Origin of the sequence: Arthrobacter sp. MYb23 (assembly GCF_002979775.1) — a bacterium.
Taxonomy (GTDB): Bacteria; Actinomycetota; Actinomycetes; order Actinomycetales; family Micrococcaceae; genus Arthrobacter.
In genome coordinates, this window is record NZ_PCPR01000001.1 from 335,838 (window position 1) to 358,455 (window position 22,618).

The window sequence follows — 22,618 nt, forward strand, 5'->3', positions numbered from 1 at the left end:
CGCAGTCCCACTGACTCATGCGGACGCTGCTCGAGCGCCTTCAGCTTAACAACACAGGGGGATTCCGGTTTGGACCTACGCGATTACCTGCGCATTCTGCGCCGTAATTGGATACTGATCACGGCGATCACAGTTGGCGGTGTCCTTGCAGGAGGCCTAACCTCCGTCCTCGTGAAGCAGAGCTACACGGCTGAGACGCAATTGTTCGTAGCTATCCAGAGTTCCGGCTCTGTCCAGGAACTGCAGCAAGGCAATACATTCACCCAGGCACGGGTGCAATCGTATGTGAAGACTGTTGACACCCCTGTGGTGCTTCAACCTGTAATTGATAGCCTCGGTCTTCCTATTGCAGCTGAGGATCTGGCCCCGAAGGTCACGGCAAGCACAGATGCCAACACAGTGCTCATCAACATAGCCGTGACCGATGACTCACCGGCTCAGTCTGCGGCTATTGCTCAAGCTGTGGCTGACAGCCTCATCAAGGCCGTCGATTCACTGGAAAAGCCCAAGACCGGCGGCTCATCTCCTGTAAGCCTCTCAGTCATCAAACCGGCCAAAGCACCCGCCAGCCCCTCAGCGCCGAACACAAAGCTCAATCTACTGCTGGGCCTGATTGTGGGACTTGCTGTAGGCGTCTCCGCCGCTGTCCTACGCACTACCCTGGACAGCCGCATTAGAGGCGAAGAAGACCTCCGGCGAGTTACGGATGCCCCTCTGCTGGGTGCCATCACCTTTGACCCTGATGCGAGCGACAAACCGCTGCTGACACAGACTCCAGCACAAAGCCCGCGAGCGGAATCGTTTAGGCAGCTCCGTACGAATCTTCAGTTTGCAAACGTCTCAGGCCAGGCCAGGACGGTACTCATGACGTCCTCGCTGCCCGGTGAAGGTAAGAGCACAACCGCAACAAACTTGGCGCTTGCCCTCGCGCAAGCTGGCCAAACGGTTTGTCTTATTGACGCCGACCTCCGGCGGCCCATGGTGAACGAGTACCTCGGGCTGGACCGAGGAGCGGGACTCACTACGGCGCTAGTCGGTGTTGCAGATGTTGATGACTTGTTGCAGCCGTGGGGCGAGGATAATCTCTACGTCCTGACCTCGGGCCAAATTCCCCCAAACCCCAGCGAGCTCTTGGCTTCCGGTGAAATGAAGCACCTTATTTCGCGGCTGGAACAGGTCTTCGACTCAGTGATTATTGATGCCCCTCCCCTGCTTCCGGTGACGGATGCCGCGGTCCTATCACAGCATGTCGGCGGTGTGGTGGTCGTAGTTGGTTCACAGAAGCTCCGGCACCACGACTTGGAAAAGTCGATGTCTTCACTGAAGCTGGTAGGCGCCTCCGTTCTTGGAATTGTCTTGAATAGGCTGCCCTCCAAGGGCCCAGATGCCTATGCCTACAGTTACTACAGCCACGACGAAAAAGCTCAACTTATGGAGTCCGACGTACGGCCTCGTTCCGGGTCTCGCGCAAAGGTTCGTTCGAGTACCGTTGCCTCTTCTGCGACTTCTAGTGAGCATATTGATTCCGACAGCACCCGCCCCGCCAGTGTTTTCCCTTTGAAGAGCTAACCGACGTTACGTAGCATCGACCCGCTTCTGCTTCCCGGTCTCAAATCAAGAACCAGGGGTGCGGTCAATGCCGCCTGCCGAAGTTGTCACCATTGGTGTCAACTCCCTTGATCCCTTTGGAGACGTAAATGCCAGCCGACGAAAAGGCAAGCGACCAGGCTTTCGATTTCGTGGTCATTGGCCATGCCATCGACTCGAACGCCCTCGGCAGGGCGATCTCCATGGCGATGGTGGCCGAAGCTATTGGTCCTACTCGCCTGTTCGCTTTCGGTGACAACCCAATGTGGAAGGGCGCTAGCCAATTTCAGATTGCTGCCGAAAGGCTGGGCAAACACTGGAAGAATGACTTGGCCACGCTCAGCAAGAGGTCCAACCGTCGTACGGTCTTCTGGTTGGCAAAGGGTATCTCGCCCCTTGACCGTCTTGCCACCTACATCAGTCACGCTATACCTGATGCGCTCATAATTCTGGACCTAGATGATGACGATGCTGGGTTAGCGGACGCGTTCATCAAGCAGAGCCTCACTAACAGGCTCAAATTGAATCCTCTTCGCCGAGGAAGTGCTCGAAGGATACGGCAAGCCCAAGCCCGCATCGCCCGTGTTGCCCACGGCTTTACGTTTTCAAGTAATTCCTTAGCGAGTGTGTATCCGAAATCGTTCCAGCCCCAGGCACGGGTTCCCCATGTTCGTGAGGATATTGGAAGCATCCCGAGAGTACCCGCTTCAACCCCGAAAGTGACATTCGGTTCATTGGGAACGCTTCGTCCTCACAAGGGCAGCGGGCTCCTCTTGGAGCTAATGAGGCAGAACAGAGACCTGACCCTGGTGACGTTCGCCAACTGTGGACTTGGAAAGCCGGAGGCCACGGACGAAAACTGGATCGAACTTCCGCCAAACATGCCTTTGCACGAGGCGTACTCTCAGGTCGACGTGTCGTTGATCCCGATAACCGATGATGGACCGGGAGCTCAGTTCCAGCTCCCCGCCAAGCTGGTTGATTCCATGAGGTCGGGCGTTCCGGTGTTGGCATCACCCACGCCGGCTATCGATGAGATTGCTTCGGAAGCGTACACCCCCCTCCAGACTTCGCTCAGTCCGTTGGCTGTTGCTGAACAAATCAGAAGCTTGGCGAAAGGGCGTTCTGGTCAGTTGGCCAGGCAACGCTTCGAAGCGTTACTTACGCCGACAGCGGCTGCAGGCCAGTTGTCGGTCCTGCTGTCGTCGCTCGATTCGAAGCAGTGACAAGATCATGAAGCGGTTAAAGCGCGCCGCGCGGGCTCTCTTCCATCAGTCCTTGTTGGCACAGGGACTGACCGCCGTAACTGCCTTGGTGACAGTCTCCCTCTTGGCACAAGGGATGCCAACGACCGATTACGCACACTACGCAGTTGTTACTGCGCTTTGGGCGATAGGTAATGCTGTTGTTGGAACAGGGACGGGGACTCGCATTGCCAAGATGTCCGCCGATGGGCACAGGAGGATCCGATTCCAGCAGTCCGAACTCTGGGTGGCCGTTGCTGCTGCTGCCGGAGTAGGGCTCTACGTTGGTGCAGTACGCGAGTACAACATCGATGCCCTGATTACCGGCCTGTGCATGCTGAGCTTCGTATTCGCTGAATCTAGTACATCCTTCGAACTCGGCGCCGGCCGCTTCAACCGCTACCTCATCATCCTTGCGACAAGAGCACTAACCCCTCTGCTGTTTCTCGGAACACTGTTCGTTCTTGACTCCGTTACTTTCACCACTGCGATATGCAGTACTTTCGCCGCGAATCTGATCTCTCTATCGCTGTGGCCAGGTCGTTGGAGTGCCGCCCTAGAACGGGCCAAGGGCATTTCTAGCCACTCTGTGGGTGCCATGAACATGGCTTTGTGGATTATTGCCAGCGCTGACCGGCTGATCTTGGAGGGCATTGTCCAACCGTTGGAGCTCGCTACGTACGCGATGGCCTACGGTCTTGTAGATCGCGTCTTCCGGTCGCTATCCAACGCTTACATCGCTCGAAATCTCCGCCGGTCCTTTCAAGGAACGTCTTCAAAATCAGGTGCTCTGTACATAGGCGGCATGGCACTCATAGCTGTTCTGCTGGTTCCAGGAGTTCACTGGGGAACCAACATTCTCTCAGGTGGCCGATACGTGGCGGGCTATGACGTTGCTATCGGCGTCGTGGCCGCAGGACTCTTCATGGTCTGGAGTGCCCCACGTTATGTGGCACTGATGGCTTCAGGATCATACCGCTCGAGCATGGGAATGCTTGGGCTGCTGGCCGGTTTGAATATTGGCGGCAACTTCATTGTCGGTCCCTATTTTGGGATTGTCGGCGCCGCATTCGTGTCTGCGGCTACATACTTGCTCTGGCTCATTTGGCTCTTGGGCCGTTCGATGCATCAAAAGAGCACTGTTCTCATGATCGGACGACATGTTCGAGTCGCAGCGTAAACCATCACAGCCCAACCAGAGGATGTCATCCTTGCAGAACTCAACCCCTTCAGTCCTGGCCTTCCCCATGCACGGTCAACAGAAACTGCTAAGTGAGGGTTATCGAACACGCGATGGCCACATGATCGAGTGGCTTGGAAAGCTCAACTCATCGACTGGCCCCGTTGCCGTGCTCTCACGTCCAGAACCGCAGCTGCTGCGGCCGCTCACTCGCAAGATCCTGCGAATGCCTCCCGCGGCTAACACTGTTGCCTTTGATTCGTATTCTTGGGCAATTCCCAAGTTCAAGGACAGGCGCGCGTGGTGGTTGCAGTCGAAGAATGATTACACCCTGCCAAACGCTGGTGTAAATACTCCTGCGGTCGTCTGGAATCCACTGGTCGCCCTGTCAAACATCTGGAATGAGCTTCAAAGTGGGAAGCGAAAGATATCCGTCGACCTCTTGGACGACTGGTCAATTCACTATGCCTTCGAAACCATTTGGCCGGAGCTCGAAGTAGCGTATAGGCGTATCTTCGATCGAGCTGACTCTGTTACGGCGAATGCTGAGGGCACCCTGGCACTGGCCCACCGATTCGGGCGACACGATGCCACGTTGTTGACGAACGGCTGCGACCCAGACCGCTTTGACCCGGCATCCACCGCATCGGGACCCATCACCGTCGGTTACGTCGGGAAGATTGGGAAACGGGTCAACCTCGAACTGGTTCGCGAGGCAGCTGAAAAGTTGCCGGAAGTCACTTTCGTGTTTGCAGGGCCAATCTTGGACAGTGAATACAAGCCCGTCATGGAAAACCTTCCAAACCTCCAACTGTTGGGCGACGTCCATTACAAGGACGTACCTGCCCTCCTCCAGTCCTTCGATATTGGTTGGGTCCCACACAACGTGGGCGAGTTCGAAGTTGGCGGAGACGTTCTCAAGACTTACGAGTACAGAGCCGCTGGCCTACCTGTTTTGTCGACTCCCGTTGCGGGCGCTGGACAACGGGATTTGGGATCCGTATACGTTCGCCCAGCCGAAGAGCACGTCGCCTGGATTGAGACAAAGGTCGGGTCCCAGAAGAGGATTCCGCGCGAGCCGGGGAACATCCCGGAGGTCCACACCTGGCGGCATAAGACCGAATTCGTCCTCAGTGAGCTCACCCGTTGACGCGTCATCAAATCAGCCGGAACTGAACAACATCCAAGAACGGAATCACCCATGAAACGATCTGTAGCCATCATTGGAACCAGGGGTTACCCCAGCTACTACGGCGGATTTGAGACCGCTGTCCGACGGCTCGCACCTTATCTCGCCGAGAGAGGCTGGGACGTAACTGTCTACGGTCGGAAGAATGCGACCAAGGTTAACGACACCACGAGGGATCCTCGAGTTAAGTCAGTGGTCATGCCGGGCGTCGAATCTAAGTCACTAAGCACTCTCTCGTACGGACTGACTTCTTCCCTGCATGCTCTCGTCAAGAAACCTGATGTGGCACTGGTGATGAATACCGCAAACGGTTACTTCCTACCCATGCTCAAGATGAGAGGCATCCCGACCCTCGTTAATGTTGACGGCATTGAGTGGGAACGCGCCAAGTGGGGGCGTCTCGCAAAAGAGGCCTTCCATTTGGGGGCCGTCATGACCGCCAGGTTTGGCACGCGCATGGTCTATGACGCGGATGCTATCGGCGACTACTGGCGCAAAGAATTCAAGGTGGATGGAGAGTTCATCCCTTACGGCGGTGATGTGCCGGAGGAATTGCCGCTGGAGGAGCCCTTTACTCACCGAGGATACATTCTCGCCGTGGCCAGATTTGTACCAGAGAACACTATTCCAGAATTCATGGACGCAGCTGAAACTCTCGCAGAGTCTTGGCCCGTGGTACTCGTTGGCTCGTCAGGCTATGGCGGTGAGCTCGACGAACGTGCTGCGGATCTCAGTGCCAAGTCGGCAAACTTTCACTGGCTCGGCCACGTTAGCAACGATCGAAAACTGCATTCCCTTTGGCAACATGCCGGAGCCTACTTCCACGGGCACAGTGTTGGCGGCACAAACCCTGCGCTAGTCCAAGCAATGGCATGCGGCTCACCTGTTGTAGCACGGGACACCGTCTACAACAGAGAGGTTCTGGGCAGCGGGGCAGAATTCGTCGAGGCGACTCCCGCATCAATCGCTGCCGGACTCTCTGCAGTGATGAATGACTCCAAGATACAACAGGAACTCTCGGAATCAGCACAAAAGCGAGCTATTTCCGACTACTCGTGGGAAGGCGTGTGCGCATCTTACGAGGCCGCTCTTACCCGATTGGTTGAGGGCGCTGACAGTCCAGCAAAGTTCAACTTGCGGCGTTTCCAGCGTGCAAAGTGACGTGGTCCTTTCTCGAGGAACTGACGCGCCTTGTCACAATTCTAAACTGGCGGCGTTAGATTGCCCCAAGGGCATGACCAGCCATCGACGGGTGCCGAAATATTACGGCACCCCGAACCGCGCCTGTATCCTAGCAACGGGGGTCTCCCCGACCAAGATTATCTATGTCATGGGGTTTGTAATTGGACACGGATTCTGATTGGCGACAGCGCACGTCCCGCATCCTTCGTGTTGTTGACGGCTTTGTCATTATCTGGGCCGTAGCCGGTGCTTACGTCATAAGATTCGGGCTTGAACCTAGTTTTGTGGTTTCGGGTCAGGAACTTAACTACGCCTGGCTCTCGGCCGTCCTGGCCGCCGCTTGGTGGTGCATGCTTGGCGCATGGAGCAGCCGCCAAAGCCGCATCCTGGGCGCAGGCCCGGACGAGTACAAGCGCGTGGCAGCTGCTTCGCTTTGGCTCTTTGGTTTGATAGCCATCTTCTCGTACGTGTTTCGGATTGAAACAGCGAGAGGCTATGTGGGCATCGCACTGCCCGTCGGACTTGCAGGACTCCTGTTAGCGCGCTGGCTGCTTCGACAGCACCTGAGCGTCGCTCGGCAAAAGGGCCGGAGCATGTCGCGTCTGCTATTGCTCGGAGGGCCGAGCGCTGTCGCCCATTTGGCGTCGTCTCTGCACAGTGCCAAGCATGCTGGATACCTTCCTATCGCTGCGTATACTCCGGGAAGCCTCTCCCAGCAAACGCTGGGAGAGGCTTCGAGCCTTCCAATCTTGGGTAATGGCACCGACACTGCGTCGGTGTTGGCAGCCATCGACGAATGCAAGGCTGATGCAGTGGCCGTCTCTGCCGGTGTGCAGCTAAATCCCCAAACGATCCGACAACTCGGTTGGGAGCTCGCTTCACGAAATGTCGGTTTGATCATGGCGCCGGCCCTTACGGATATTGCTGGTCCAAGAATTCATACTCAGCAAGTTGCTGGACTCCCGCTAATCCACGTGACAACGCCGACTCTAGAGGGCGGGCAACGTGTGGCGAAGCGACTCTTCGACATAGTCGTATCTGGACTGTTGATCCTCGTTGCTTCCCCGCTCATGGCGCTAATTGCGCTCCTCGTCCGCTTGGACAGCAAAGGCCCAATACTCTTCAGGCAATCCCGTGTGGGTATCGAAGGCAGTCCGTTCCAGATGCTCAAGTTCCGTTCCATGGTTGTTGATGCGGAGGCACGCCTTGCCGAACTCGAGCATCGCAACGAAGGCAAGGGACTTCTTTTCAAGCTGAAGGATGATCCCCGAATTACTAGGATCGGCGGGTTCCTCCGTAAGTACAGCCTCGACGAGTTGCCACAACTCTTCAATATCTTGGGAGGCTCAATGAGCCTTGTCGGCCCGCGGCCACCACTCCCGCGAGAAGTTGAGGCTTATGAACAAGATGTTCGCCGCCGGTTGCTGGTTAAACCAGGTCTAACCGGACTCTGGCAAGTAAGCGGCCGTTCCAACCTCTCTTGGCAGGACTCAGTTCGTCTCGACCTTTATTACGTTGAAAACTGGTCCCTGGCTGGGGACCTTGTCATCATCCTTCGAACCGCTCGCGCCGTGTTCCACAGCACCGGCGCGTACTAGGCCCCACCTCCCACGCAGATTGCTGCGAAAGGAATCGACTCACAATGCGTATTTCAGTAATTGGCTGCGGCTACCTTGGTGCAGTTCATGCCGCATGCATGGCAAAATTGGGCCACCACGTCGTCGGCATCGATGTGGATGAGCGCAAAATCGCTGAGCTCTCCGCGGCAACTGCCCCTTTTTATGAGCCTGGACTTGAAGACCTTCTTAAGGAGGTCCAAGAAACAGGCCGTCTCTCCTTTACGTCAGACATGGCATCAGCTGCTGGGAGCGACGTTCACTTCATCTGCGTCGGCACACCCCAAAAGAAGGGGGAAAACGCCGCTGACATGAGCTTCGTGGACGCCGCTCTTAGGTCTCTTCTGCCGCATCTTTCCGCAGGGGACGTAGTTGTTGGGAAATCAACTGTTCCAGTTGGTACAGCCTCTCGTCTCGCTGGAGTGATCACTGAAGTTCAACCAGATGCGCACCTCGTTTGGAACCCTGAGTTCCTGCGTGAAGGCCATGCGGTATCCGACACGCTCAATCCAGATCGCTTTGTTTACGGTGTCGCCGATGGTTCTGAGGATCACCCGGCGGTCGCCATCCTGGATGAGGTTTACGACGCGCCCCTGTCTGCGGGGACTCCCCGGCTGGTTTCCGACCTCGCGACTGCAGAGCTCGTAAAAACAGCCGCCAATTCATTCCTTGCAACAAAAATCTCGTTCATCAACGCCATGGCGGAGCTTTGCGAAGCCGCAGGAGCAGATGTCACTCAGCTGGCCGACGCTATCGGCATGGATGACCGAATTGGACGCAAGTTCCTCCACGCCGGTATCGGATTCGGAGGAGGTTGCCTTCCTAAAGATATTCGTGCTTTCATGGCTCGCGCTGGAGAATTAGGCGCTGACCAGGCACTGACGTTCCTCCGCGAGGTTGATGCCATTAATATGCGTCGACGGACTCGAGTCGTTGAGCTGACTCGGGAGTTGTGTGGCGGCAGCTTGCTCGGAAAGAGAATTACCGTGTTGGGCGCTGCGTTCAAACCCGAAAGCGACGACGTCCGCGACTCGCCGGCCCTGAGCATCGCTGCACAGCTGCAGTTGCAAGGGGCAGTGGTGACGGTCAGCGACCCTAAGGCACTGGCTAACGCTGCCCGCCGATTCCCCGAACTACAGTATGTGGAAGACGCAGAGACAGCAGTCATGAACGCCGATGCTCTCCTTCTACTCACAGAGTGGCAGCAATACCGCGATATGGATCCGCATACGGTCAAACAGTATGTGGCGGAGCCTCGTATTCTCGACGGGAGAAATGTTCTTGATCCAGCGAAGTGGCGGGCCGCTGGTTGGCACTACCGTGGTCTTGGTCGGCCGTAGTCGATGAGTACCGAGGGAAATCAAGAACAGCAGCACGGACACGATGCGGCCAAATCGGACGCTCGCCGTCAGGGAAGATTGAAGGCCCAACGTCGACGCCGTTTTGTTGTTGCCGGGGTCGTGGTCTCAGCCATAGTCGTATTGCTCCTTGGCGCAACAGCATGGTTGGGCTCTAAAGCGCTATCGGTGAAGAGCGAACTGCAAGCCGCCACCGAAATCGTCCCTCAACTGAAAGCCGCACTTGCTTCCAATGACGCGGCCGGAGCCGAGGCTGCGGTTCAATCAATGGTCAAGCACACCGAAACTGCTAGAACCGCAGCGTCAGACCCTGTCTGGAGGTTTGCATCAGTTCTCCCTTTTCTGGGACCAAACTTTGAAGCAGTTAGCGAGGTGGCCACCACCGCTGATGACGTGGCACAGTTGGGCGCGGTGCCGTTGGTCACGGCCTTTCAGTCCTTAGATTGGAAGGCTTTAACCCCAACTTCCTCTGGCATGGATCTCGCACCACTCAAAGCCGCCGCACCTAAAGTTCAGGCCGCGGCACGCACAATCCGCGAGTCCGCAGATCGACTCAACAGTATCGATGCTGACACATTGCTACCTCAGGTATCAGAACCATTGGTGGACGCACGCAGCCAACTGTCATCCCTGCAGGGCGACCTGAATTCCGCATCGGACGTGGCCGCCCTCGCGCCTGACATGCTCGGGGCTGAAGGTCCACGCAGATATCTACTACTCATGCAGAACAACGCAGAATCCCGTGCAACCGGAGGGATCCCTGGGGCCCTGGCGGTTCTGAAAGTCGACAAGGGCGCACTGGAATTGGAGTCGCAAACAAGCGCTACAGCTCTGGGATCCTTTGTTCCGCCCGTGGCCGTTGAGGATGAACAGCGGGCGATTTACACGGCTAGGCTGGGGAAGTTTATGCAGGACGTTAACCTGACCCCCGACTTCGCAACGTCGGCCAGCACAGCTCGTGCGATGTGGGAAAAGAGCACGGGAGAACAACTAGACGGAGTCTTGTCACTTGACCCCGTAGCGCTGAGCTTTATCCTCGAGGCCACAGGCCCGGTCGAGGTCACAGACCCGCTAGTTAGGCAGATTGGTCGAGATCTGCCACAACAACTGACGGGAAGAAACGTTGTTCAGACGCTATTGTCGGATGCCTACGCCAAGATCGAAGAACCAAAAGATCAGGATGTCTACTTCGCAGGTGCAGCCAATGAGGTTTTCACTGCTCTATCCTCCGGAAAAACGGACGCTAAGAAACTCCTCGCAGCCGTTACGAAGGGAGTCGAGGAACGTCGCATACTTCTCTGGTCCAACTCCGCTGAAGAACAGTCCAAAATCAGCCGTTACACACTCAGTGGAACAATCGCAGGTAACTCGGTCTCACCAGCCCAGTTTGGCGTCTATTTCAACGATGGCACCGGAGCAAAAATGGACTACTGGATGAAGCGAACGGTGCAAGTGGTGAAGGACTGTACACGGGACGGATATCGAGAAGTAACGGTGAAGGTTACTAGTACAAATACCGCCCCTGCCGACGCTGCGACCTCCTTGCCACAATATGTGACTGGAGCAGGAGCCTTCGGTGTCCCAGCGGGTACAGTCCAAACCAATATCGTTGCCTATGGTCCCGTGCTGTCGAATATTGACACAGTTGTCAAAGACGGTCAGAAGATCCCGTTCGCAGCACAGCGCCACAGCCAGCGGGCCGTAGGCACCTCCACAGTCAGAGTGGCTCCAGGCGAAAGTACAGCCTTGGAGTTTAATTTCGGGCACATCGTCCAGCACGCGGAACCTAATTTGGTTGTAACACCGACAACGCAGCCTTTCAAAGATGTGATCCAGGCCACAGATGCGTCCCGTTGTGAATAGGGAAAGACGCCCACGTTAATCCTTTGTAACGGGTATGGATTTTCTTTGCAGCCACCTTGCATTGAATGGTAAGTTCTAGGTGGGCAGCATAATGGGATTTCACTTACGGTCTCGTAGGGTCTCGGGAATCTCCAACACCACCACGTCGCACCACCAAAGGTCTCAGGGGGGACACACATGAGGAAATCTCTCGCAGCGCTTACGCTCGCAGGTTCCATCGCACTTCTCGGCGCAGTTCCGGCCGTAGCAAACAACGCCAATTACCCGGCACCCAATACCTCGGTCGCTGTTTCCGACGCCTCCGTGGCGCCTGGCGAAGCATTTGTCTTCAGTGGCACGGGCTTTACCCCGGGCGAAGGCATCACGATCACCGTAACGCCGACAGGAAGCCCTGCCGCTAGCGGCAGCAATGTTTCGGCCGGAAGCCTCTCAGTTTCCGCTCGCATCCCGTTGGCTCCTTCCACCCTGTCGGCCGCGGCCGATGGAAACGGTGCGTTCTCGGCTCCCATCGTTATCAACGAACCCGGCGCCTACGCAGTCACCGCAACTGGTAACTCGTCCGGCGTCACCGTCGGCCCTGTAACGGTAGTCGTTGGCGGCGCTGCACTTTCCAACACTGGCGGTAACGCCGGCACGGGAACTGGACTGGCGAACACCGGCGGAGTTCCGCTGGCCAACACCGGCGCAGACTCTAGCCTCATCCTGTGGTCCCTCGTGGGCGCAGGGGCGTTGGCAGCTGGAACGGCATCCGTCGTCGTAGCTCGCCGTCGCGCAAAGGGCTCTGAGGTTTCCGCCTAATTCAGGACAACCACTCGGGGGTGGGTTGCTGGCCATTTTTTCGCCAGCAACCCACCCTTTTGGTTTGCCATCTTCCCGATTCCTGTTCACTGTGGTACTCGTATGAATTATGGGGCGACATTGGAGAAGGCGAACGTGGCGTACAGCCCTGAACGTTCCGGCCCTGCGACCACTACGAGTAACGCAGGAGTTTCCAAAGTATGTGTTGTTAGGACTATTAGTTGTAGCAACCATTGGGGTCACTGCCTGGGCTATCGCCCGCACATACTGAGGCAGACATCAGAAAACCCACTGCGTTGAGAATTGCGCTGATGGGTTGATTGGTGACGATAGGCTTCTGGCTCGGCCCCAGTGCGCAAGCCAATGCAAGGCACGCTTCCGTCTGTGGTGCGCTACCTACACAGGCATGGAATGCCTGAGTGACTCGGATACAGTTTCCTGGAGGCCTCTGCCAACGTACTTAGATTCATTTCACTCGCATTCTTCGTTTCGGTCGCTTTCCCCCAAGGGCTTGGGAGTTGGCCGCGTCGGTGCGCTCACTCAGCACCATGGAGCCCAGTCAGTTTCTCTTCATTTCAGCGCGTTTTTCAGCTTGCAGCATGTAGTCACTAATCCCGTGGGTGCTGTCATTGGGATCGCATCGGCACGCCTAGCAACTCAGAGCAAAGTCGCCGCACCTGCGAAGGCTTAGGTCACCTGACAGACGAGACAGGTCCCTGAACCTATGCCTTCAACAGCGGCTAACATCTGCAACGCATCAGTCAACTGAATTTCATTCCAAGTCCTGGTGCAGTGTTTCCAAGGACCTCGAAGACCGCCAGTAAAGGTATAACGACCGATGACCGCTAAATTTGAAGCGGCACCCTCGAGGCTATGTTTTTCAACCAAACTGCGGACGCCCGCAAGGTCCTGGCCTGCGATTTCCGAAATGTCCCCACCCCGTAGGCGCTTTCTGGAAGGGTTCCACCTCGACGAGAGCACCCACCGAACCCTTCCGCAGGAACTAGTCAGGGCATTAAAGTTTCACACGAAACATTCAGGAATGTTGGAAAGTAGCCTTATGATGATGCGGGTGGCACGCCCCATCCACTGTTGCCCAAACAGGGGCGTGCCACTGCCCCAACAATCGTGCACGGACCGATCATTTTCACGCGCCCAGAATCGTGCCGTTCATTGAAAGGACCGCGTATGCCTTACGTCGACATCAACCCCCACAAGACGAAGTCAAGGTGGCCAGCCTACGCCGGGCTGGCAGTTTTGCTCATCGTCACAATCGCGACCGTCGCTCTCGTTCTGACCAATCACTAGCTTCCAGAACTCACTGCGCGCCTGCTACAGCCATCCGCCCCGCAACGGCCGTTATTCGTGCTGGACGGTTACCCGAGGGCCTGTCCTTGCCGCCTAGCACCCAAAGCTCACGGGAGTCTCTCTACGCCGCAAAACTGAGGGTTGCTTATGAAGCCACGCATAACCGGTCTTATGTTGCCCTTGTGAGTGGGCCTTAGAATCAAGACTGGACATCCGACACATGGGGGAAACTTGCCCGGACTCAAACCTGCCATCGACAGGACAACTCCGCTTTGGTACGTTGGCGCGTTCCTGATTGCCGCTGTGGTCACAGCCACGCTGGCTGTGCAGCCTCTGGTCGGTGTTGCTCTGGTAGGTGTCGGCGTATTCCTGTGGTCGTTTTTCTGGAAGGTTGAGCGCTTTTTCGCCGCTCACTTCGGCCTCGCACTGGTGGCGCTCATGGCTGTACCGATCCTTCGACTCACCCAAGCGGATAATGTCCTCCGCGTTGGCATCGCCGCTGTCCTCGTCGCCACAGCCGTTGCGGTGGCTCTTCGGGTAAGGGTTGCGCCGCCGGGCGCGCTGGTGGGCCTGACGATTGTGTTCTTCATCCTCGGCTTCATTGCCACCTCGGCGGTCCCCGATGACAACGAGTGGTTGTTCTACGGGCTGGAACTCCTGGTAGCTGGCACGGCGGTCGTCTTCGCGGCGGCCGCAGCAAAGCTCAAAGCCTGGCCTATCGTGTCGAAGCTACTTATCCTTGCGACGGCGGCGGAGGCCGCGCTTGCTGTGTTCGAGGTGTTGCAGCTCAGCGCTCCGTTGTGGCGGGGTGGGCGCATTCTCACTGATGGCACTTCCACATGGATGCGTAACGAGCTCGTGTCTGGCATTCCCCGTGCTCAGGGAACTTTTGGTCACCCGTTGCCGCTTGCGTTCATGCTGGTTCTTGGGGCGTTGACGCTTCTCCGCACAAAGGCATTCCATCCTGCTATCCGATTCGCTCTCTTCGTTCTGATGGGCGTCGGCGTGTTCGTTTCAGGCAGCCGCAACGCAATCATTCTGTTTGTCTTGCTGTCGGTGCTGACGGTAGCGCTTCCTAGGCTGCTCAACCGACTGACCATACTTTTCCTGCTTGGTCTGGGTGGGCTCGCTATCGCAGCACCTTTCCTGCTGGAACAGTTCGAACAGATCGTCACCACAGGTTCGGTCTTCCACCGCGTGGGAGCGCTTGAATCCGTTGGCCGACTCTTCGACTACCGGGGAACGTTCGCGGTGCTCTTCGGCGACGGCAGCGCAGCTACACCCCGGCTCTACTCCGAGGGTCTCCTGCAAAGTGACGGACTAGCCGCCGTAGATAACCAATACGTGCTCACATTCGCCCAGAATGGGTTGCTCGGCTTGGCCCTTTTGGTCATCATGATGATCGTGGCTTTCCGGCGTGCATCAACCACGCTACGAATACTGCTGCTTGCCGTTGCCATCACAGGCATGATCTTCGACCTGTTCACCTGGCCTGTAGTTGGGTTCACTGTCTGGTTCCTGATCGGTGCCGCTTTCGCAAGGATGCCAGAAACTGGCCCCCAAGAACCCGAACCAGTAGCACCTGACAAGGAACTGGCTACCCTTACCTCATGACTAGTGGGGACTTCTCACACGCTGAAACACCACGCGCAAGCTCCGCAAAGGACAATGCGCAGAATGCAGCACGCCCCTACGGGATGATGCCGTGGACCCGTTCTGCTCCGACGCTTGCGTCGAAGAGATGAAGTGCCCTGGCACCCACTAGGAGCCGAGGCAGCGGGCGTAGAACGCCAAGAGGTCAGCAGGCTGGAAGTGGCTGATGTCATCGTGGTTTCCAGTGCAGATCACCACTGAAGCTTCGGGAGCCGTACATGTTGGCGAGGTTCGTCACTGGGTGGATCAGCGCCGCGCCGGCGACGCCTGGGAGCACTCGCTGAGCCAAGGCCGTGTTAGTAGCGAGCCCACCCTATGGACTGGCAGAGCATTAGCTATCGTTCCGATAGCGAACCGGTCACGTGCGTACTTGTAGACCCTCACGATGCCATCAACGGCGCTTTGGCTGCCCCAGTTGTTGCCGTGCATTCGGGACAACGCGATGGCGTACCCAGCACCCAGAAGCGCGGAGTAGAGGCTGACCATTCCCGCGTCACCACGAACAGCAGCGGCGGCAATGGCGTTGTCGAGCGTAGGACACGCGATTCAAAGGCGGCGTCCAAACGTTCCGCAAAGTTACGGGCCCTTAGGCCGCTCTCCGAGGAAGCTCGTCACATCCTCTGCCACTCGCTCCGGACACTCCCAGAGCACCAGGTGACCGGTGTCCTCGTAGATCTTCAATCGTCCGCCTTTGATGCGGCCAGCCAGAGTTTCTTGATGTTGCCGCGGAACGAGGTGGTCGTGGGCACCCCAGAGCATAAGTGTGGGGACGGAGACATCGCCGGTTTCCGTCGGAGGAACGGCCTCGTAAAAACCCCGCAGGGACGCCCTCCAGATTAAGGCTGGCATAGCGAGCCCGTCCTGGACTCGGTCTTCGATGTAGGAGGTCGGCACGGCGTGCAGCAGTCGGTACCACGCCAAAGACTCGCGCATCCAGCCTTCTGAGATTGGGTCGCTGAGTGCCTCGACCTCGTTCGCAAATGGTGGCTTGCCATGCAGGCTTAGGGGTGCGCCTACCAACGTCAGAGATGCAACAAGATCCGGATGAGTGACAGCGAGGTGCTGTGCAACGTAACCACCGCTGGATGAGCCCAGGACATGTGCGTGTTTGACGCCTAGGGCATCCAGCAGAGCAACGACGTCCCCGGTAACGTCGGAAAGTGCGTAACCGCTGTCGGGTTTGTCCGCATCACCATGCCCTCGCAGATCAGGCGCCACAATGACGAACGTCGGAAGCGAGGCAATGAGGCGATCGAAACTCCGCCAGGATTCACCCCACGCATGCAATAGCAGCAGTGGCGCGTCGCCGTCGTCGGCTGTTTGCTCAAGGTTCCCTTGCACGAAACAAGGCACGCTGATCCCGGTGCTCAAAGAGACGGTCCTGACCTCGGCCTCCATGGCCCCAGCGTACGCTCGCCCCGCCTCTGACAGGAAGATAAGACCTACCCCCGCTCCGCCTCCCACTCCCTGACCCCATCCGCGATCTCCCCCGCGTGCGTGTGGTGGAGGTAGTGCTCGCCCGGGAGGGGAACCACGGTGCCGTTGGTGACGCTCGCGGCCTGGCGGTGGTGCAGCTCGAGCCATTCCGGGACCTGCTTGTTCTCCGCCACCACGATCAACAGCAGCGGCAGATCCTTCGGGAAGCCCGTACCCAGAGCATTCTCGAAGTTGCTCTTGATGTGGCCCATCTCGTTGAGGTACGTGGTTGAGAGGGAGTTCCGGTTGCTGAGCATCTGCATCTGCTCACGGGCGTGGTCGGTGTAGTTGACGGAGGTGTCGTTGGCGTAAGCGATGGCGGTCATCAGCCGGAGCAGGCCGAGGTTCTTCGCCGCGGACATCAGGCCCGTCGGGAACTGGGTGTCCATGCCGGGTTGTCCGGGGACACTGGTATCGATGCCCACGAACGCCGTCACTTCCTCCGGGTAACGCCTGGCGTAGTCGATCCCGTAGAGGCCGGCGATGGAGTGGCCCATCAGCGTGTAGCGGTCAACGTCCAGAGCCTCGAGTGCACCATGAACCTCCTGCACAATGTTCTCCGTGGTCCGCTCCTTGTCCGTGCCATCGCTGAGTCCGTAACCGAAGGGCTCCACCACAATCACCCGATGATCCGCAGCAAGGTCCTTGACCAATGGCCCGAAATCCAACACAGGCGACGCCGTTCCAAACCCTGGCAGAAGCACCACGTTCTCCGGCCCTGCCCCGGTGATCAGGACGTTCATCTGGCCACCGTCCACCGCGACCCTCTGCCCGTAGGACTCGATCCGGTGGCTCTCCCCCTCGCTCGCCACCACATTCACCACAGTGGTGGTGGCCAAACCGACCGCCAGCACGGCACCAACTGCGGTGACGCTGACCAGCAACTTCCTAACAGACCTCTTCAACCGTGCCTCTCCCAGGGCACACCATGTACCCTTAGGATCCAGCCTCGCTTGTGTGGGGCCGCGGGCGCGTCACCCCCAGGTGTTCACTTGGGTAGTCCTTTGGCGGTACACGCGGTAGTCCAACAGGGCGACGACGACGGCGCCGTCTTGCCGCCGTCGTCGCGCCTTAATGATTGATCCGCTGATGTTCACGAACTCCGTTACAGGGTTGCCATAGCCTCGTGTGTTGAGGTCTGGCGGTGCCAGTCCAGTATTTGCCCGCCTGTCATGAAGACTGATCGTTCATCGGCGCGGATGTGGGTGAGTGCCTGGTCCAAGTACTTCAGCCGATGAGGTGCCGCCATGATGTAAGGGTGCACAACCAGTGCCATGACCCTTGCGGAGTCTTCGGCGTCCTCGGCCAGTTGGTCGAACTGATCCTTGGCCCGTTGGAGATACTCGCGGGCGGGATGGTGTTGGATGAGCATCATTGCCACGTCGTTGCATTCCTGTGTGTAGGGGATGCTTGTGATGGGCGTGGTTCTGGTCCTGAGTTCCACCGGCTGATCGTCCAAGACCCAATCGCAGACGTACTCGTATCCTTCTTCCACAAGGATGTCGGGGGTTTCCCAAGTCTCCGTCAGGCCGGGACCAAGCCAACCGCGCGGTGCATGGCCTGTTGCTTTGCGGATGGCCTCGGTGGTGAGCCGAATGTCTTCTCTCTCATCAGGCACTTTTTGCATGTTCTTTTGCCCGAAGCCGTGTCCGATGAACTCCCAATTGCGCTCAATAGCAGCGTTCGAGATCGCAGGGTAAGTTGCTACCGCTTTGCCATTGATAGCAAGCGCTACCGGGATGCCATGTTTGTCGAGTGTTTTGAGGAGGCGCCAGAATCCCGTCCTGTTCCCGTATTCGTGCCAGCACCAGTTGGGGACATCGGGTGTTGGTATCCCGCCCGCAGGGGGCGTGAGGACGGTGCGGGGCATGGCTTCGTCGTCATTCCATTCTTCGATATTGACGATGACCCAAACCGCTACCTTCTTCCCGTCAGGGAGTACTCGATGTGGGCGGTCGACGATTGCGCTGTAGTCAAGGCGTTCGCTTGGTTTCATGATTCCTCCTGGTCGGTGATGGTGACGCTAAGGGTCGGAAGTCCTGTTACTTCAACACTGATCTGATCGCCGGGGTTCACCGCTGAGACCCCGGCCGGGGTGCCTGTAAAGATCAGGTCGCCAGGTTCGAGCGTGTAGAGCTGGCTAAGACGCGAGAGTATTTCGGGAACGGACCAGATCATCAGATGGAGACTTGTACGCTGCCGCTCGTCGCCGTTGACGTGGAGTACCAGGGTTGCGTTCTCGAGGTTCTGAACGGAATGCTTGGGAAGAATCGGGCCGCACGGGGCCGATCTGTCGAATGATTTACCGGGCTCCCACGGACGGGACTGAGAAACGGAGGCCTTCTGTAGATCGCGGCGAGTCAGGTCAATTCCTGCCGCATAGCCATAAATGGCTTCCATCGAGTCCGCAGCATCGACGTTGCGCAACGACTTCCCGACAGCAATGACCAGCTCGCCTTCAAACTGGAAATCTTCTGTTGCCCGTGGGTAAGGAATGGTTGAGCCGTCCACTTCGATTGCGTCCGTTGGCTTCTGAAAGAAGAACGGGTCGTCGCGTTCGTCGCCCTCTTTCATTTCCCGGATGTGATCTACGTAGTTCCTTCCGACGCAGTAGATCCGGCGCACAGGGAAGCCGGAGTCCGTGCCTGCGACTGGGACCAGTACGGGGGCTTCTGTCCAAAGTGCTTGCATGTCTCTTACTCCTGAGTTTTGGGTTGTGGGGTGGTAGTGCGATCAAGCGGGGCAAGTTTGCTGAACTCCTGGTTACGCAAGGCGAGAGCAAGAACTGCGGAGGCAATGGATAGGCCGCTGATTTGAATCAGCCCAGCGGTGCTCCACCCGACTCCCCCGACGATCAGGCTGAAGACGAGGCCTGCGAAGCCAGCCGCACTGTAAATACAGGTTGTGAAGAGGCCGGATGCCCGTGAAGAGTGCGTCTCATTCATGCTCTTGACGAGGGAAGCCACCAGGCCTACGTACAGTCCTGAACTGGCCACCAGCCCGAAAAGAAATGACCATGTCGCTTGCCACGCGAGCGTTGCAGGACCTGTAAACAGGGCGATGCCACACACGGCTTGAGCGATGCTCAGTGCCGTAATCGCAATCTTTGGGGTCAGCCGGTCAACCAGCCAACCGCCCAAAGGCGAGGCAAATGCGGCTAGCCCTGACAGGCCCATCGCCAGTCCGGCGTCGGCTTGGCTCAGTCCAAGATGTTCGATCAAAAAGCTCGCGTACATTCCTATGTAGCCAAAGTCGATGAGGCCAAACATCACAGTAATGACTGCAAGGATGAGCGGATTTCGGCTCAAGAAGCTTGTGGCGCCCCCAACATAGTGAACTACTTCCCGGGCCGACTTTTGTTCGGTGAAGGAAGAGCGCACGAACACGACGACGAGTACTGCCGCCACCAGACCTATGATCCCGAAGGCAATCATGGGGGCACGCCACGAATCGTAGGCTTGGTGAAGCGCTACCCCGAGGTTGGGCCCAATCAGAGCGCCGGTGGCGAAAGCGACATTGACTGAACCGATGGCGATGCCTCGGTGGCGTGGAAAAGCGTGTGTGGCCACCGTGAGAATCGCGACGAGTTGAAGGGCTTCTCCAACCCCACTGAGCACTCGCCATGCCAGCATGTCCCAGAAACCGAAACTGACAACTGTGAGAATTGTTGCCATCGAAAAGAGGACAGTGCCTGCCACGAGGACATACTTTCGGTTCACCTTTCTCAGCGCGATACCGGCCGGGATACCTGTGAGCCCCATGCCCAGGGCGAAGAGGGTCGATTGCAATCCCGCTTCCGGAAGACCGAAGTTGTACTCGGCCCTGACTTCGCTCAAGAGGACTGGAAAGACCATCCGGTCCATGGCATTGACCGAATACGCGAGCAGAATAAGGACGAACATGAGCAAAGCCGCTTTGGAACCCGAGGCTCCCTTGACCGGCTTAGCTGCGTCTGGTGGCCGTTGGGTGGGTAGTGGTTGCGAGTGATTCTGGCTGATCATCGTTGATTGCCTTCCTAGGTGAGTACGGTTTAGTCGTCCCAAGTTCCTGCGTTGCGGGCCCTCCGGACCAGGTCGTCGCGTCGCTCCCCTGCGCTCTGAATCGCCTGGCGGGCGGATGGTTGCACGAGCTTGCCATCACGGAGCAGGATTCGGCCGTCGCCAATGACCGTCTGGATCGCAGCGGACGTGCCGTGGTAAATAAGGCTTTCCACTGGGTCACCGCTCGGGAGCATTGATGTGTGGGACATGTCCATCAACACAAGGTCAGCTCGCTTCCCGGGGCGGAGAGATCCGGTGATGTTCTCGATTCCGAGATCGCGGGCTGCACGTATGGTGGCCATCTCGAGGGCGATCCGTGGGGTGAGTGTGGCACGTCCAGTGCGGGCGTGTTCCACGGACACCAAGGCGCGAAGAGTGGCGAGGATGTCCGCATTTGCGGGCATCGCGAGCGTATCTATCGAAAGAGACGTCAGGGCCCCGGCCTCGAGGAACTCTGTGACTACCGGGAAACCCATGGTCCGCATCTCGGATAAAGGACTGACCGAAATGCTTGTGCCGCTTCGTGCAACCGCGGCGATGTCCTCCGCTGAAGCGTGGACAGCGTGCACGATCTGCACATCCGGCCCGAGCAAGCCCTCGCGGTCAAGCCTGGTCAATCCGCACGACTTACATCCGGGTTCCCGCATGCACCGGTCGCAGTGCATGGTGATGGGCATTTCGCGTTCCCGCGCTGACCGCCACTCGAACTCTGAAAGTTCGGTGGAGGTGCGGTACGGGCCACGCAACGCGACGCCGAAGTGGATTCGATCGTCCAGCCGTTCCGCCGTCCACCGGGTCCTCGCCTCGTCCAGCCCGGCGAAATCCATGGGCTCATCAGCAGCGGAAGAATCCCGGGGTCCGTAAGAGAACCTCCCACGTAGTCCTGAGTCGAGCTGGGCTTGGATGTTTGCGTCCACGTCCTCGGCGCCGCGAACGTTGTGGTCCCAGTTATGCACGGTGGTAATGCCATTCTGGACAGCCTCAGCGAGGGCGAACCGTGCCGACCAGTAGAAATCCTCGGTACCCAGGTGCGGGGCCAGTCCGCGTTTGACGGAGAAGTAGTCACGCCCCGGAGCATCGCCAACGGTGCCACGCAGCAAGGAATTCCAGAGGTGCCAGTGCGTATCAACGAACCCTGGCAGCACGAGGTTACCGGAGGCATCAATGACCTCCATAAGGTCCGGGACTGGCAGGCGGGGTCCTATCGCTTCGATGGAACCATTGCGGATCAGGACGTCTGCCACGCCCTCAGGGACATGTGAATCGAGGGACAGAACGTAAGCGTTCTGCAGGAGCAAGTTAGTGCGTTGAGGAAGCATGATCCACCCAAAGAACGACGAATATGACAAGGCCAAAAATGACAACACACCGCCGCAGGAGTTCGGTTGGAAGACGCCGGCCAAGCACAGCGCCCAGCCATCCACCGAACAATCCCGCTACGGCAATCACGAGCGCCGCAGGCCATGCGACGGTTGCGAAGATACTGAAGAACACCAGCGATACCCCGCTTGCAACAGCGGACAGCACGCTCTTGAGGGCATTGAGCCTGGGAAGCCCATCATCGAGTGCTACCCCGAGGACCCCGAGCATCATGATCCCAAGACCTGCGTTGAAATAGCCCCCATAGGCGGCAACACCCAATTGGCCAAGTCCCGGCCAACGGAGGCGTTCCCGAAGCGGCACAGCTGGTTCACCACCGGAGGTTCTTCCAGAACTGGCAGAGGAGATCTTGGCTATCCATGGTTGGGCAGCCAACAACAGCGTTGACCCGAGTACCAACCAAGGAACCACCGCTACAAAGGTGGATTCAGGACCAAGCAGCAGAAGGGCAGATCCCAAGATCGCTCCAGCGACAGTAACTGCCCCCAACACCAGGACGCGTCGTAGCTGACCGGATAGCTCCCGGCGGTAACCCCAAGCGCCGCCCACATAACCCGGAAGTGCGGCGACCGTGTTAATAACGTTGGCGGAAACCGGCGGGTAACCGAGGGCCAGCAGAGCCGGAAAGGTGACCAGGGACCCACCGCCGGCAACTGCGTTGATCGCCCCAGCGGCGGCCCCAGCCAGCGCCAAAAGTAATACCGATGTAGCTTCCATTTCTTTCACCTCCATGCTCAATGTACG

At 57.9% G+C, this 22,618-nt stretch carries 17 protein-coding genes; 10 read left to right on the forward strand and 7 right to left on the reverse strand.

From position 1 onward, the window contains the following. Positions 1–69: 69 nt before the first annotated feature. From CQ020_RS01600 to CQ020_RS01645, 10 genes are all read left to right on the forward strand, one after another. Entirely contained in the window at positions 70–1,569 is a 1,500-nt protein-coding gene (locus CQ020_RS01600) for a polysaccharide biosynthesis tyrosine autokinase (protein WP_105690242.1), read from the forward strand. A 128-nt stretch (positions 1,570–1,697) separates the two neighbouring features. Further along, a complete protein-coding gene (locus CQ020_RS01605) occupies positions 1,698–2,813 on the forward strand; it encodes a glycosyltransferase (RefSeq protein ID WP_105690243.1) in 1,116 nt (371 codons plus the stop codon). Between the two features lie 7 nt (positions 2,814–2,820). Further along, a complete protein-coding gene (locus tag CQ020_RS01610; protein WP_146116593.1) occupies positions 2,821–4,011 on the forward strand; it encodes a lipopolysaccharide biosynthesis protein in 1,191 nt (396 codons plus the stop codon). A gap of 31 nt (positions 4,012–4,042) precedes the next feature. Continuing rightward, positions 4,043–5,161 carry a glycosyltransferase gene (locus CQ020_RS01615; RefSeq protein WP_219844469.1) on the forward strand — a complete coding sequence of 373 codons (1,119 nt, stop codon included), beginning with the start codon at positions 4,043–4,045 and terminating at the stop codon, positions 5,159–5,161. Between the two features lie 51 nt (positions 5,162–5,212). Then, positions 5,213–6,361: a glycosyltransferase gene (locus tag CQ020_RS01620; RefSeq protein WP_105690245.1), complete on the forward strand. Its 1,149-nt coding sequence runs from the start codon at positions 5,213–5,215 to the stop codon at positions 6,359–6,361. A gap of 182 nt (positions 6,362–6,543) precedes the next feature. Beyond that, positions 6,544–7,980 carry a sugar transferase gene (locus CQ020_RS01625; protein ID WP_105690246.1) on the forward strand — a complete coding sequence of 479 codons (1,437 nt, stop codon included), beginning with the start codon at positions 6,544–6,546 and terminating at the stop codon, positions 7,978–7,980. Between the two features lie 44 nt (positions 7,981–8,024). Then, complete coding sequence (locus CQ020_RS01630) at positions 8,025–9,338, forward strand: UDP-glucose/GDP-mannose dehydrogenase family protein (protein WP_105690247.1); 1,314 nt, start codon at positions 8,025–8,027, stop codon at positions 9,336–9,338. A gap of 3 nt (positions 9,339–9,341) precedes the next feature. Next, positions 9,342–11,219, forward strand: coding sequence for a DUF4012 domain-containing protein (locus CQ020_RS01635; RefSeq protein WP_105690248.1), 1,878 nt, complete (start codon positions 9,342–9,344; stop codon positions 11,217–11,219). A 177-nt stretch (positions 11,220–11,396) separates the two neighbouring features. Then, entirely contained in the window at positions 11,397–12,017 is a 621-nt protein-coding gene (locus CQ020_RS01640; protein ID WP_105690249.1) for an LPXTG cell wall anchor domain-containing protein, read from the forward strand. Positions 12,018–13,556: 1,539 nt separating this feature from the next. Continuing rightward, positions 13,557–14,939 (forward strand): O-antigen ligase, encoded by a 1,383-nt coding sequence (locus CQ020_RS01645; protein ID WP_105690250.1) that lies wholly within the window; start codon positions 13,557–13,559, stop codon positions 14,937–14,939. A gap of 615 nt (positions 14,940–15,554) precedes the next feature. On the opposite strand, the gene CQ020_RS01650 is transcribed toward CQ020_RS01645, so the two are convergent. The 7 genes from CQ020_RS01650 to CQ020_RS01680 all read right to left on the reverse strand — a co-directional run bounded on the left by CQ020_RS01650 (position 15,555) and on the right by CQ020_RS01680 (position 22,591). Next, positions 15,555–16,376 (reverse strand): alpha/beta fold hydrolase, encoded by an 822-nt coding sequence (locus CQ020_RS01650; protein WP_105690407.1) that lies wholly within the window; start codon positions 16,374–16,376, stop codon positions 15,555–15,557. 44 nt (positions 16,377–16,420) lie between these two features. After that, a complete protein-coding gene (locus CQ020_RS01655) occupies positions 16,421–17,359 on the reverse strand; it encodes an alpha/beta fold hydrolase (protein ID WP_181151719.1) in 939 nt (312 codons plus the stop codon). 200 nt (positions 17,360–17,559) lie between these two features. Continuing rightward, entirely contained in the window at positions 17,560–18,450 is an 891-nt protein-coding gene (locus CQ020_RS01660; RefSeq protein ID WP_105690251.1) for a polysaccharide deacetylase family protein, read from the reverse strand. After that, the gene (locus CQ020_RS01665) at positions 18,447–19,145 is read right to left on the reverse strand and encodes a fumarylacetoacetate hydrolase family protein (RefSeq protein ID WP_105690252.1); all 699 of its coding nucleotides are present in this window, start codon (positions 19,143–19,145) and stop codon (positions 18,447–18,449) included. The genes CQ020_RS01660 and CQ020_RS01665 overlap by 4 nt, the downstream gene beginning before the upstream one ends. 5 nt (positions 19,146–19,150) lie before the next feature. After that, positions 19,151–20,455 (reverse strand): MFS transporter, encoded by a 1,305-nt coding sequence (locus CQ020_RS01670; RefSeq protein ID WP_105690253.1) that lies wholly within the window; start codon positions 20,453–20,455, stop codon positions 19,151–19,153. 29 nt (positions 20,456–20,484) lie between these two features. Continuing rightward, positions 20,485–21,813: an amidohydrolase family protein gene (locus CQ020_RS01675; RefSeq protein ID WP_105690254.1), complete on the reverse strand. Its 1,329-nt coding sequence runs from the start codon at positions 21,811–21,813 to the stop codon at positions 20,485–20,487. Beyond that, positions 21,794–22,591: a sulfite exporter TauE/SafE family protein gene (locus CQ020_RS01680; protein ID WP_105690409.1), complete on the reverse strand. Its 798-nt coding sequence runs from the start codon at positions 22,589–22,591 to the stop codon at positions 21,794–21,796. The genes CQ020_RS01675 and CQ020_RS01680 overlap by 20 nt, the downstream gene beginning before the upstream one ends. Between the last annotated feature and the right edge of the window lie 27 nt (positions 22,592–22,618).

Bases quoted from the DNA above. Each gene is read 5' to 3' on its own strand.
- CQ020_RS01605 (WP_105690243.1), top strand. From the start codon at position 1,698: ATGCCAGCCGACGAAAAGGCAAGCGACCAGGCTTTCGATTTCGTGGTC.
- CQ020_RS01610 (WP_146116593.1), top strand. From the start codon at position 2,821: ATGAAGCGGTTAAAGCGCGCCGCGCGGGCTCTCTTCCATCAGTCCTTG.
- CQ020_RS01620 (WP_105690245.1), top strand. From the start codon at position 5,213: ATGAAACGATCTGTAGCCATCATTGGAACCAGGGGTTACCCCAGCTAC.
- CQ020_RS01630 (WP_105690247.1), top strand. From the start codon at position 8,025: ATGCGTATTTCAGTAATTGGCTGCGGCTACCTTGGTGCAGTTCATGCC.
- CQ020_RS01635 (WP_105690248.1), top strand. From the start codon at position 9,342: ATGAGTACCGAGGGAAATCAAGAACAGCAGCACGGACACGATGCGGCC.
- CQ020_RS01640 (WP_105690249.1), top strand. From the start codon at position 11,397: ATGAGGAAATCTCTCGCAGCGCTTACGCTCGCAGGTTCCATCGCACTT.
- CQ020_RS01650 (WP_105690407.1), bottom strand. From the start codon at position 16,376: ATGGAGGCCGAGGTCAGGACCGTCTCTTTGAGCACCGGGATCAGCGTG.
- CQ020_RS01660 (WP_105690251.1), bottom strand. From the start codon at position 18,450: ATGAAACCAAGCGAACGCCTTGACTACAGCGCAATCGTCGACCGCCCA.
- CQ020_RS01665 (WP_105690252.1), bottom strand. From the start codon at position 19,145: ATGCAAGCACTTTGGACAGAAGCCCCCGTACTGGTCCCAGTCGCAGGC.
- CQ020_RS01670 (WP_105690253.1), bottom strand. From the start codon at position 20,455: ATGATCAGCCAGAATCACTCGCAACCACTACCCACCCAACGGCCACCA.
- CQ020_RS01675 (WP_105690254.1), bottom strand. From the start codon at position 21,813: ATGCTTCCTCAACGCACTAACTTGCTCCTGCAGAACGCTTACGTTCTG.
- CQ020_RS01680 (WP_105690409.1), bottom strand. From the start codon at position 22,591: ATGGAAGCTACATCGGTATTACTTTTGGCGCTGGCTGGGGCCGCCGCT.